This is a genomic window from Flavobacterium sp. (assembly GCF_044377315.1).
Taxonomy (GTDB): Bacteria; Bacteroidota; Bacteroidia; order Flavobacteriales; family Flavobacteriaceae; genus Flavobacterium.
This window is the reverse complement of sequence record NZ_JBILJG010000028.1, coordinates 27,017-39,993: the sequence shown is the minus strand read 5'-3', so window position 1 is coordinate 39,993 and position 12,977 is coordinate 27,017. Positions and strand designations below refer to the sequence as shown.

Here is a 12,977-nt window from a genome sequence, read left to right as displayed (position 1 = left end):
AGTTCTAAAATTAGTAATATCAGGGCTGTTTCTAATTTTAAAAGTTTCTCCACCTACAATAAGTCTTGATTTGCTAAAAGCAACATAACTCATTTTCACACCACTATAAATTCTAAAAAACCGGTGATTTTCAGGTGTAGAGTTTCGCCATCTTAATTCAATAGGAACATCTAAAGTTGCCAGTTCAAGTTTGTTTTTATCGAAGTCTGATGGGCTTATTACTGAATAAATTATTTCAGAGGCTGGTTTGGTAACAACCAAATTGTGGACAAATTTATTATACGAAGCGCCTAATCCTGCAGCAATTGCAATAGTTCTTGACTTATTTATAGGCATATCTCTAAGAAAACCTGCTGAAAATCCAGCCGAAAGTTTGGTCACTGAATAACTTTGCGGTTTGGTTTGCATCATGCTAAATGACATGCTAGCATAAAATTGATCTTCACGGTAAAGAGAATCAACTTTGGCAACCTTCTTTTCTGTTTCAATTTCTTGCGAAAAAGTAGTAAAAACAGAAAAACAAAAAAGTAATTTGATAAGTAATCTCATAATAGAATTTTCTGCAATAAAAATACAAAAAAAAGACAATCAAATCAGTTGACTTAAGATTTTAATGTATTTTAGAATGGTAGCTTTAATTGAAAATCTTTTGATTTTTTTAAAAGGTTTTTAAATGCTAGTTCAGCAGAGTCAAAGTAAGGGATTCGAACAAAATCTTTACTTAATTTTTTCTAAAAATTTAAAAAAATAAAATTAGCAGAGAGGAAGGGATTCGAACCCTCGATATGTTACCATATACACGCTTTCCAAGCGTGCGCCTTCAGCCACTCGGCCACCTCTCTAAAATTGTGGTGCAAATAACCGTAAAAAATAGGAATAATACAATCTTTAATTCATTTCTCCACGCAAAGAAGTTTCAAAGATGGTTTTGAAAACATTGGAAGTCACATTTTGTCCTAATAAATACATCAATTTAGTTATAGCAGCTTCGGTAGTAATGTCTTTTCCCGAAATTACTCCAATCTTTTTGAGTTGAGTACTAGTTTCATATTGCCCCATATTTACGCTTCCGCCAGAGCATTGCGTTACGTTAACAATGTGTAAACCGCTTTTGATAGCTTTTTTCAGAATTTGAATAAACCAATCTTCTGTTGGCGCGTTGCCCGAACCATAAGTTTCTAAAACAATTCCTTTCAAATTGGGAGTAGCAATAATTGAATTTAAAATGGTTTCATTTATACCAGGAAACATTTTGATTACCATCACATTATCATCTAATTTCTTGTGAACTACAAATTTTTTGGAAGATTTTGGTAATAATAAAGTTGAATTCACTTTTAAATGAACTCCAGATTCTGCCAGTTCGGTATAATTTGGAGAAGTAAATGCATTGAAATGTTCTGCATTTATCTTGGTTGTTCGGTTACCACGGTATAATTTGTATTCAAAATAAAGGCAAACTTCTTGAATAACAGGTTTTCCTTTTTGTTGCAAAGAAGCGATTTGAATGGCTGTAATTAAATTTTCTTTGGCATCGGTTCTTAAGTCGCCAATGGGTAATTGTGAACCAGTAAAAACTACAGGCTTCGATAAATTTTCGAGCATAAAACTCAATGCTGATGCTGAATAAGACATTGTATCTGAACCATGTAAAACTATAAAGCCGTCATATTTTGAATAATTTTCTTCAATTATAGAAGCCATCGTAATCCATTTTTCAGGATTCATGTTGGATGAATCTATAGGTTTTTCAAACGAAATGGTTTGGATTGTGCAATCTAACTGCTTTATTTCAGGTATTTTTTGGAGTAATTTTTTAAAATTGAAAGCTTTCAAAGCACCCGTTTCAAAATCTTTCATCATACCAATGGTTCCACCAGTATAAATTAATAATATGTTTGGCTTAGTAAGCATTTTCGTATTTAGACTTATTTACAACAGGATTTGCATACATATTTAAGAAACTTTCGACTATCATTTCGTTAGAAACATCAATCTTCATTTCTAATCTTCTTTCAAATAATGATTTTTCGTTTTCCGTATAATGATTGCTATAAGTATTAGTTTTATATAGCAAATCATAGGCTATATAATTGGTTGGCCACAATTTATAAGATTGTAAAATAGAATTGTCAATTGCTTGAGCAATAGCTTGAACTTGCTTGTTTGTATTGTCATTTTCAGCAGCAATTATATCTAACTCTTTGTCTAATACATTGCCAACATGAATGTGAATGCGTTTTTTTTGTCCAATAATTCCACTAAGTAAGTTTACAAAATCTTCATTTTTTTCTTTTACATATATTTCATCCTTTGCTTCTGCCATAAGTTGTGGCATTTTCAAGGCATCAGTTGGGTCATATTCATAAGAAATAGAGACTGGAACCACTTTTAGTTTTTTGAAATACTGCATCAACTCTTTTTCATCAGAACCCATTCCAAGCATTTTTAATACACCAGAATGTGTTGCATCATTTCCGTCTTTTGTTCTTCCTTCGCGTTGGGCTATCCAAACCGAACGATTTTCACGCAACAATAATTGCCCGATATATTCCGACATTAGTTTTGAGCTTTGAAGTAATTCTCTTGGTGACAAACCTCTTTGGACTAAAAAATTTCGATTCAATTTTGCCAGCGTATTCATGAAATCTCTTTTTACCAGATTATCACCAATAGCAGAAGCGGTCATTACCAAACCATAATCAAATAAACATGAGTTTAATAATGAAGTGTCTAAAATAATATCGCGGTGATTTGAAATAAAGAGATAAGAAGTGTTTTTTTCTAATTTTTCAAAACCAGAAGTTGACAAACCTTCAGATGATTTTTGCAACACTTTTTGAATGGCTTGGTAAATAAAATTACACTGAAAGTCGCGGATAGAATGTGTTTTACGCAATTGTTCTTTCCAAACATTATCTGCTACATCAGGAAATGTAAAATTCATTACTGCCTTAAGCATCGGATGATTGAGTGAGGCGCAAATGGCAGCATTTACTTCGGCATCATAAAACGGTCGAATAGAATCGAATTTCTGCATTTTGATAAAAATTAGTAGAACAAAAGAACAAAATTTTTCTCAATTATTGCTTAAATAAATTATTAAATCCCAAAAACTGCTTTTGAATTTTCAGTTGTAATTTGAGCGATTTCTTCAATAGGAAGATTGTAAATTTCTGCTAATTTCTGAGCAACAAGTTTCACATAACCGCTTTCATTGCGTTTGCCACGATAAGGAACAGGTGCTAAGTAAGGCGAATCGGTTTCGAGAACAATATGTTTTAAGTCTATTTGATTTAAAAACTGATCAATTTTTCCATTTTTGAAAGTTGCTACACCACCAATTCCTAGTTTCATTCCAAGTGAAATGGCTTTTTCTGCTTGAGCTAAATCGCCTGTAAAACAATGAAAAATACCAAATAAATCGGCTGCTTTTTCGCTTTCTAAAACTTCAAAAGTTTCATCAAAAGCATCACGACAATGAATATTGATGCCCAAATTGTATTTCTTAGCTAATTGTATTTGATGTTGAAAAGCATGTTGTTGTAGTTTCAAAAAAGATTTATCCCAAAACAAGTCAATTCCGATTTCACCAATTGCTTGAAATTTTCTTTTGGATAATTCGGTTTCTACATGCGCTAATTCTTCAAGATAATTTTCTTTTACATAAGTAGGATGGAGGCCCATCATCAAAAAAATATTTTCAGGAAATTGCTTTTCTAATTCATACATTTTTTGTGTATAATTAGAATCAATCGACGGAACAAAAAATCTTGAAACACCAGCATCAATAGCTCGTTGAATCATTTCGTTTCTATCTTGATCAAATTCTTCTGAATAAAGATGTGTGTGCGTATCGGTAAATAGAGGTTTCAAGTTTATTTTTGTTTCAAGTTTCAAATTGCAAAAATAGCGAAAGAAAAAGTGTTTATTACAGTTATAAATTATTTAACACAAAAGTCACAAAAGAAATGAAAACTATCTATGTGACTTTTATGTTAACTATTTTTTTTGCAACTAATCCAACTCATCTAATAATTTTTCGGCTTTTGCATAATCTTCGGCATCTTCTGGAATTTGTTTTAAGAATTCTTTGGTTTCTTCATATTTCTTTTGCTTCAAATTAGACAAAGCCAAATACCAAGTTGATTTGTCTTTATAGATTGAAGTTCCTGATTTTAGATTGCTAAAGATAGCTTCACTTTCGGTAAATTTATCGACTTCTAGCAATGAAATAGCGTAATAAAATTCAATTTCAGGTCTTTTATGCGATTTTAAAACAATCTCAAAATTGGTTATTGCTTCAGAATAATTCGTAGCATTAAAAGCATCTTGCGCCAACTTCAAGCTTTCAATAACATCGCCACGTTCAGTAAAGTAGGCTTCTTCATGCTGGTTATAATCATTGTAATTCGGCATACTATTCTGCATCATAAACCAAGTACCAATGACCAAAACTATTGAAGCAGCGATAGCAAAATAATATGGTTTGAAGCTGATAACTTTAGTTTCGGATTTTTTGTTTTCTGTGAAGTTTGATTTAGAAATGGTTTCCAAATTCTTTTTAAAATCTATTGTTTTTGAATCAAATTTATTTTCTAGATAATTTGTCCAATTTTGATAAATTCTAAACTTTTCGCGAATAGAAGCATCGTTTTGAAGTTGATTTTCAAAGTCAATTTTATCTTTTTCACTCAATTGATTGGTGAGATAATTTTCGAATACTATATAAAGTTCTTCGTTCATGACATTAGTAATTTATAGATTTGTATCTGGCTGATTGTTGAATCATTTCGGTTAATTGACCCGTGCAAATTGATTTTTTCTTACGCACATAGCCATAAGTTACATTCAATTTTTCGGCCACTTCTTCCATTGTTTTGGTTACAAAACTCAGCTTGAGCACTTCTTGACATTTTTCGCCCAGTTTTTGAAACATTTCGTCAAATAGTGATTGTTTTTCATCAAAAACTTCGGTTTGGAGTGTCATTTCTTGCACCGATTCATCAGTAGATACATTTTCATCTTGTAATGTTACCTCTTTATTGGAGGATTTTTTCAATTCGTTAAGCCAACGCCTTTTGCAAAGCAGAAAAAAATAAGCATCAAAAGGACAAGTCAATTGCAAACCATTCGTTTTTGCCTGATTGTAAATAGTTATTAATACTTCTTGGATTACATCTTGGGCATCATCGTCGTTTCCGCTATTGGTTCGGATATAGTTTTTGACTTTGGGTACAAATTTTTTGTAGATACTGTCAATAATACTTGAATTGTTCTGTAACAATCCGTCAATGTATAGTTGATCTGGGTGCGCATTTTTTTCTGACATAACCACTTTATTTAGTGGCTAATGTAAAAAAAATAAAATTAATGGGTTGACAAACTTATTTTCTAGTTGATATAGACATATAGAATAAATTATTTAGTTAAACAACCTACATTTTTTTCAGTTTTTAAAACAACAAAATATAGTTTCTCGACTATAAATAAATTTTGAACTACAAACAACCTTTGTAAAATAAAAGGCGTAACCCGAAAAGCCAGTAGAGTAGGGGAAATTTAATATTTAGTATTATGAAAAAAATTATTTTAATGTTACTCGTAACATTTACAAGTTTCGGTCAAAATGTGCCATGTAGCACTTTTAATGGCACGTCTATGCAAAATTGGACAAATGTATTGTCAACTTCAACAATTTCAACTTTTAACTCTTTAGACAATTCTAGTTTTTTAATGGTTAGTGATGGTAGTGGAGCAAGTTGGATTGAAAATAAAGTGGATTATCAGAATCTAGGACAAAGATTTGGAGATGGAGATCATTGTTTGTGTTTTGATTATAAAATATATAATGATGGTGTACAAGGAAGTTCAGTTCCAATAAATATTAGATTACATTTATTTGATAGTTCTGGAAACTCAATTTATTTTGAAACATATGCAACCTATACAGAAAATGATGATTGGATAAAAATATGTGCGCCTATTGGATTTTGTGATGCTGGAGGGAATTTGCCTTCAAATGCGCAAGGAACATGGAAAATGCCTGTTGGGCAAGATTGCAGTTATTTTAATGCTATAATGAATAATAGCAGTGCAGTTAAATTTTGGATAGATATTGCTGGTTCTTCTGCCCAATTGGAAAGAGTTGGAATAGATAATATTTGCGTAACCTCTGGTTGTGGAGAAGTGAATAACGATGGAGCATACTGCTGCGAAGGTGATAACCTTGTACAAAACGGAAACTTTGAGAATGGAAACACAGGTTTTACTTCAGCATACTCGTATCAAACAAGTGTTGCTCCAAACTCAGTTGTGCCAGGACAATATAGTATTGTAAATTCTTCTGAAGCGGCAACAATTAGCCCGCAATGGCAAGTTCAAGACCATACTTTTTGTGTAAATGGGAGCAATTCTGACTTTATGGTTGTAAATGGTCGAACACAACAAGCACCAGGGACAACATCTGTTATTTATGAAAGTACGGTAACACTTGATCCTGAAAAAGAACATAAACTTTGTTTAAACTTGAAAAATTTACCTCAATGTACTTTTGATATAATTCCAAGAGTTAGAATAGAATTGAAAAATGCAACCTTTACAGATGGTTATAATGGAAATTGGTTTCCAGTAAATACAACAGCCGATTTGTGCGATTGGTTAAATATTAATGCTTGTTTTAGACTGAACGGTGATACTCAATCTGTAACTATTAGAGTTTATCTTGCAGAAGACGGCATGGGTGATGGAAATGACTTAGCACTTGATGATATTTCAATTCAAGAAAAATTAGAACAAGATAGTTATATTACCGTTGAGCATGTTGGGGCGTCTAATCAAATTACGGCTTCAATAAATGATCTTACTAGTGCTGATGATGCCCTTTTAACTACTGGAGATTGTCAATTAGAACAAAAATACTACTGGTTTGTTTATGAGGTTTCTAGTTATCCGTTAACAGGGCCATTGGCAAATATTACTACAGGAACATTTGCATGGTCAAGTAATTTACTTGGATGGAATAGTCAAACATCAGCTGCGGTAAGTCCAACTTGGGGATTAACTACAATGTTTCCATCATATACATTTGACGACAATAAATTATATGCTATTGGTTTATATATTCCAGCTTGTTGCAACAGTTGTTATGATGAAAAATGGACCTATCAATTGACTTTTAATTTTAGAGGCGGAGAAGGTTTTATCTTAACACACGATATGAAAGAAGAAATCAAAGCTTTGTTCAAAATGGGAGAAGGAATAACTCCTAATAATGGAGTTTTAGAATCAACATCTAATCTTAAAATTCATCCAAATCCATCGTCATCAATATTCAATTTAGATTTTAAAGAACCAACTTCAGGCGAAATTAATGTAATTGATAGTAACGGAAGAACATTGTTTTCGCAAGATATTTTAGAACAAAATAGTTTTGAATTAAATCTTGAAAATCAATCTAGTGGAATGTATTTTGTAAAAATAAAATCAGTATCTGGAGAATATTCAGAAAAGATTATAAAAAAATAAATCTTATATAAATAGGTTGAAAAACCGAGTTCTTTAAAAAGAATTCGGTTTTTTATGTTTTAACGGGTAACAAATCGGGAAGTCAGTTTATATAAGGGTGTAATCAATCTTTAAATGAGTTACAATTTAAAGTTTTAAATTTTTTTTCAAAACAAGGGTAACAAATAAAAACAAGAATTGATATAACAATAGAAATCAAAATTAATAACAATTAAAAAATTAGAAATCATGAGAACAAATTTAAAAAACATCGGATTAGTAGTAATGGCAACTTTAGCACTTGCAAGCTGTAACAATGATGACAACAACCAAATTATTGAAACACCAAAAACTCCAACTGCAGCTGCTTTTGGAGGATTGAGAGAAGATGCACTCGATGCTATCAAACAAGAATTTACAATCACAGCCGAAAACGGATTGACCACTTTAACATCTGCAAAAGGCGTTGAGATTAACATAAACGGAGCTTGTTTAACCAAAAACGGAAATCCAGTTACAGGCGTTGTAGATATTGATTATATTGAAGTTTTTGATGGCGGAACCATGTTAGCAACTGACAAAACCACTATGGGGCAACAACCAGATGGAAGTATGGCACTAATTATTTCAGGAGGAGAATTTTTCATAGAAGCAACACAAGCCGGCGTTCCGTTAGCGATAACATGTCCTATGCAACTTAAAATCCCTGCCAATTTAACAGGAGGACTTCAAAACAATATGTTATTATGGAATGGGAATATTGACGAAGACGGAAATCTAGATTGGATAAGACAAGACCAAAACCCTAATGGTCAAGGGGGTGTTTTTGGAGAAGGAACAGGTGGAACTGCTGCTTATTACGCTTTTGTAAGCGATTTTGGATGGACAAATGTAGATAAATTTTATAACGACCCAAGACCTAAAACAACTATTCAAGCAACAGTTCCGTCAGGTTACGATTTTGAAAACAGTGCTATCTATTTGCACTATGATGGAGAAGGAAGTGCTTTAGCAAAATTGGACACTTATAATGCAGGCGTTTTTAGCGAACATTATGGTCAAATTCCAATCGGACTTGCTTGTCATATCATATTTGTAACAGAAGATAATGGAAACTGGAGATATGCTATAAAAGCAGCTACAATTACAGCAGGTGCAACCTACAACTTCACTTTAGCAGAAACAACAGTAGGAACCGAAGCCCAAATGAAAGCAGCAATAAATGCATTACCATAAAAATAAATTTGATTTGTTAGGTTAGTTTTGTTAGAAAAGCGGTGAAATTACTTCATCGCTTTTTTTGTATAAAGTATTGATTGTTATAAAAAAACCGTTGAATAACGGTAGTAAAAAGGGTTGTTTAACCCAAGATATATTTTGTTACAAAACCCAACTTTGTATCACTAAAAAGGCGTAACCCGAAAAGCCAAACCAAGAGTAGGGAAAATCAAAAATTATATTATTATGAAAAAATTAAACATTTTTTTAGTTTTTGTTATTGCAACATTTACTTCAATGCAAATATTTGCACAAAGTACAACTTCAACGGTATGTTTACCCGCGAGTCAAGACACGCAGATTCATGAATTTGCTCCAACTACAAATTATGGCACAAATCCTGTGATTAGAGCTAGTAGACATACCTATAATGATGCAGGTGGTTCAGGTTTTTATACTACAAAAGTTTTAACCCAGTTTGATATATCTACTTTGCCTGTTGGAGTAACTATCAGTTCTGCAATTATGAAATTACATGTTGATGCTACAGATGTAGTTTATAATAAACATTATGATTTAGGTGGAGCTGGAAATGGAGCCACAATTGAACCAGTTGGAACTGCCTGGAATGAAAGTAGCGTTACTTGGACAACGGCCCCTAGTGTTTTACCAAGTGCTGTTACTATACCTTCATTAGGTAACGGCTCAACAGCCGATGTAATTGTTGATGTTACTACAATGGTACAAAATATGATTATAACAGGAATTAATAACGGCTTTCAGATTAGTTTGACAGACAATACTGATTATTACCATGGTTTGGTTATGGGGTCAAAGGAAAACACAAGTGCTGGAGGAATTTATAAGCCAGAATTGTGTGTAACATATTCATTACCTTGCGATGAATGGTCATTATGCGGAAATACAACAACTGCGACCGATTTCTTGGGAACAATAAACAATCAACCATTAAATTTTAAAACAAATAATACTCAAAGAATGACTCTTGATTATGCAGGAAGACTTAGTATTAGTAATGCAGGAATATCAACATATCAGAAACTTTATGTTGAAACTGCTGCTCAAAATGATGGTATTCAAGTTAATCAAACGGGAACAACTGCTGCTACATTAGATTTGAATGCGAGTGGTGGAGCAGGAAAAAGATGGGCATTACATTCTACTGGAAGCGGAAACAGTCAAGGCGCAGGTCATCTTTTATTTTGGGATTGGACTACCAATCAAGAAAGAATGCGAATTAATGAAGATGGCAAAGTTAGAATTGGAAACATGGCAAATTTACCAAGTGGGTACAAATTATTTGTTGAGGAAGGGATTTTAACCGAAAAAGTTAAAGTGGCAGTTGTGAATTCTGGTGCTTGGGCAGATTATGTTTTTGCAGCTGATTATAATTTAAAACCATTATCAGAAGTTGAGGCATTTATCAAAGAAAATAAACATTTGCCAAACGTGCCTTCTGCTGATGAATTGGTAAAAGACGGTTTAGATTTAGGAAAAATGCAAGCAACACAAATGGAAAAAATCGAAGAACTGACGCTGTACATCATCGAGATGAAAAAAGAAATTGAGATGTTGAAAAACCAAATTGCTAAATAATACGAATTATGAAAAAAATATATGTAATTCCCATCTTTATACTGTTTTGGTACAATTCGAGTTGGTCACAATGTCCAGCGACGGTAACCATTTCAGGAGTTTATGCGACACTTTACACTGGTTCAAATAGTTGGATAGCATCTAGCGGTTTAACAACTATACCAACTGGAGCAGATGTTACTCTTGATGCAAACCCTGCTACCGATGGTTATGTGCTTCTCGATACAGGATTTGAAACCCAGCCCAACGCAACATTTCTAGCAATTGTTGTAACACCTTGTTCTCTTTTAGCAAATGAGACATTTAATGAATCTTCATCATTTTTGGTTTATCCAAATCCTGTAAGTTCTATATTGAACATCGAATCTTCATATATAATAAAGTCAATTTTGATTATGGATGTTAATGGTAGAATTATTTTCCAAAACGAAAATGATTCAGATGCAATGACTGTAAACACAGAAATGTTATCTTCAGGAATGTATCTTTTGAAAGTAACAACTGATTCAGGAAGTTCAATTGAAAAAATCGTTAAAAAATAAGTTTGTTTAGTTTGTTTTTTTTTTTTGAAAAGCGGTGAAGTTAGTTCATCGCTTTTTTTATGTAGAATATTGAAAATTAAAATGAAACCGTTAAACAACGGATAAGTAATAGGTTAATTAACCCGAGATTTATTTAATGATAAATAAAAAATTTGTAAAAAAATAAAATTAATGGGTAACAAAGTTTACCCTCTTTTGATATAGTTATATAAACAATTAAACTTTTAGAAATTATGAAAAAAATTTACCTTCTTACAGCAACTTTTTTTGCATTAACTTACAGTGTTCTTGCCCAACCTACAACAACCTGTAATGCAGTTTACGATGATTTTTCTAATCCAGCATTATGGAGTCATCCTACCTTGCCATCTTCTTTACAAAGCGTTCCAAATTTTAACACCATAGCTGTTACTGGAGGAAAATTTAGCTTCGGACAATCGCGAGACAATAATATGAATTATATGTATCGTTCAGGAATTGCAATAAGCGATACAGACTTTAAAGCTGAAATTGATTTTAGACACACAAGTAATGGCATTACTGCTGGAGGCGCTGGACATGTTATTTTAGCTTTAAATAGTAGCACGGAGCCATTTTTTAGTAGCATATTAAGTGCAGGTGGATCGCCAATGTCTATAACACCATTAGCATTAACACCAACTAATCACGAAGGGATAGCTGTTACTTTTGAAAGTGATTTGACAACAGCTCCGACAGATTTTTCATTTAAAGTTTATATTAATGATGGTGGAACAGTTACACAAGTCGGAACGCCAATTTCTGTAGGTGGTCCATTAGTTGGAGGTTCTAGTTCAGATTATTTTTTGCAACTCGTTAGAGTAGGTTCTTCTAGCGGATTGTTAAATGTTTATAGTGATGTCGCGAGAACTATGTTAATCAATACTTCAGGACTTTTTACAATTCCGGCATCAATTATTAATTTGGATACAGTGCAATTTGGAACCAATGAATGGCAGCCAGTTGATAGAATGTTAACAGGAAAGTTAGATAATTTATGTATAGACAATACTATTGTTACATCAAATCCAAATCTTTGTAATTCCGTTTATGATGATTTTAGTAATCCTACAATTTGGGCGCATCCTATTTTGTCATCTGTTCTTGCTTGCAATACATTAGCAACTATGACAATTAATTCAGGGCAATTTCAGTTTTTGCAATCGCGTGATAATAACTTCAATTATATGAATCGTTCTGGTTTGACAATAAGTGATTCAGATTTTAAAGCAGATATTGATTTTACACATACAAGTAACGGCTCTTTGCCAGTAAATGGGATCGGTGGTGCAGGACATACTATTTTAGCCTTGAATGATGGTGCTAAACCGTTTTTTAGCGAACCAACTAGTTTTGGTTTGCCAGGAAGTTCATGTTCTCCAAATCCTTTAAGTTTAACTGTTGCCAATCAAAAAGGAATTGCCGTAACATTTGAAAGCGATTTGCCTGAAGATCCAACAAACTTTTTCTTTAAGGTATATATTAATAATGGTTCAGGAGCTTTTCCAACAGTTATTCCAACAACTATTGCAGTTGGTCCTGCTGGAATTGGAGGTCTTAATACAGACTATTATATTAGATTAGAAAGATCTGGAACAACAGGTGGTAAATTGAGCGTTTACAGTGATGTTTCTAGAACAATAGGATTTCTAATAGGTTCTTTTACTTTCACAATTCCATCAACTATTTTAGGATTAAATACGGTTCAAATTGGTGGTAACGAATGGCAAGAAGAACCAAGAATGTTGACAGGTATTTTAGATAATCTATGTATTCATAACAATGCTCCTTTAGCAACAAACTCAATAGAAAAAGAGAATAATATTGTTAAGATATTTCCAAATCCAACAAATAATATTTTGAATATTGAAAGTTTAGAAACAATTCTTCAAATAGAATTGTTTGACTTCAATGGAAGAAAAATTTATTCTGTTGAGCAAGAAAGCAACGCGGTTTCGGTTAACCTTGATAAATTTTCAAAAGGAATTTATTTGCTCCAAATAGCCACAAAAAATGGTGTTAAGACGAAAAGAGTTATAAAAAATTAATTTTTTTTCAAAATAAGGGTAACAAATT

General features: G+C 32.5%; 11 protein-coding genes and 1 tRNA gene. 5 read left to right on the top strand and 7 right to left on the bottom strand.

Features of this window, described 5'->3' with window-relative positions; translation table 11 throughout:
- The 7 genes from ACIQ66_RS09470 to ACIQ66_RS09440 form a co-directional block, all read right to left on the bottom strand.
- On the bottom strand, window positions 1-549 hold a 549-nt coding region (locus ACIQ66_RS09470), incomplete at its 3' end, for an outer membrane beta-barrel protein (RefSeq protein ID WP_396212560.1).
- Between the two features lie 208 nt (window positions 550-757).
- Window positions 758-842, bottom strand: a tRNA-Ser gene (locus tag ACIQ66_RS09465).
- 46 nt (window positions 843-888) lie between these two features.
- Complete coding sequence (locus ACIQ66_RS09460; RefSeq protein WP_396212559.1) at window positions 889-1,914, bottom strand: asparaginase; 1,026 nt, start codon at window positions 1,912-1,914, stop codon at window positions 889-891.
- Entirely contained in the window at window positions 1,904-3,040 is a 1,137-nt protein-coding gene (locus tag ACIQ66_RS09455; RefSeq protein WP_396212558.1) for a 1-acyl-sn-glycerol-3-phosphate acyltransferase, read from the bottom strand. Before ACIQ66_RS09455 ends, ACIQ66_RS09460 begins: the two co-directional genes overlap by 11 nt.
- 62 nt (window positions 3,041-3,102) lie before the next feature.
- Complete coding sequence (locus ACIQ66_RS09450) at window positions 3,103-3,876, bottom strand: TatD family hydrolase (RefSeq protein WP_396212557.1); 774 nt, start codon at window positions 3,874-3,876, stop codon at window positions 3,103-3,105.
- Between the two features lie 141 nt (window positions 3,877-4,017).
- The gene (locus tag ACIQ66_RS09445; RefSeq protein ID WP_396212556.1) at window positions 4,018-4,746 is read right to left on the bottom strand and encodes a tol-pal system YbgF family protein; all 729 of its coding nucleotides are present in this window, start codon (window positions 4,744-4,746) and stop codon (window positions 4,018-4,020) included.
- Window positions 4,747-4,750: 4 nt separating this feature from the next.
- On the bottom strand, window positions 4,751-5,332 hold the full coding sequence (locus ACIQ66_RS09440) for an RNA polymerase sigma factor (protein ID WP_396212555.1): 582 nt from the start codon (window positions 5,330-5,332) through the stop codon (window positions 4,751-4,753).
- A gap of 245 nt (window positions 5,333-5,577) precedes the next feature.
- Between ACIQ66_RS09440 and ACIQ66_RS09435 the strand changes: the two genes are divergently transcribed.
- The 5 genes from ACIQ66_RS09435 (at window position 5,578) to ACIQ66_RS09415 (ending at window position 12,949) form a co-directional block, all read left to right on the top strand.
- Window positions 5,578-7,527 carry a T9SS type A sorting domain-containing protein gene (locus ACIQ66_RS09435; RefSeq protein WP_396212554.1) on the top strand — a complete coding sequence of 650 codons (1,950 nt, stop codon included), beginning with the start codon at window positions 5,578-5,580 and terminating at the stop codon, window positions 7,525-7,527.
- A gap of 228 nt (window positions 7,528-7,755) precedes the next feature.
- Window positions 7,756-8,742, top strand: a complete 987-nt coding sequence (locus ACIQ66_RS09430) for a hypothetical protein (protein WP_396212553.1) — start codon at window positions 7,756-7,758, stop codon at window positions 8,740-8,742.
- 228 nt (window positions 8,743-8,970) lie between these two features.
- Window positions 8,971-10,341 (top strand): DNRLRE domain-containing protein, encoded by a 1,371-nt coding sequence (locus ACIQ66_RS09425; RefSeq protein ID WP_396212552.1) that lies wholly within the window; start codon window positions 8,971-8,973, stop codon window positions 10,339-10,341.
- 8 nt (window positions 10,342-10,349) lie between these two features.
- The gene (locus ACIQ66_RS09420; protein WP_396212551.1) at window positions 10,350-10,883 is read left to right on the top strand and encodes a T9SS type A sorting domain-containing protein; all 534 of its coding nucleotides are present in this window, start codon (window positions 10,350-10,352) and stop codon (window positions 10,881-10,883) included.
- 233 nt (window positions 10,884-11,116) lie between these two features.
- Entirely contained in the window at window positions 11,117-12,949 is a 1,833-nt protein-coding gene (locus ACIQ66_RS09415; RefSeq protein WP_396212550.1) for a T9SS type A sorting domain-containing protein, read from the top strand.
- The last annotated feature ends 28 nt before the right edge of the window (window positions 12,950-12,977 follow it).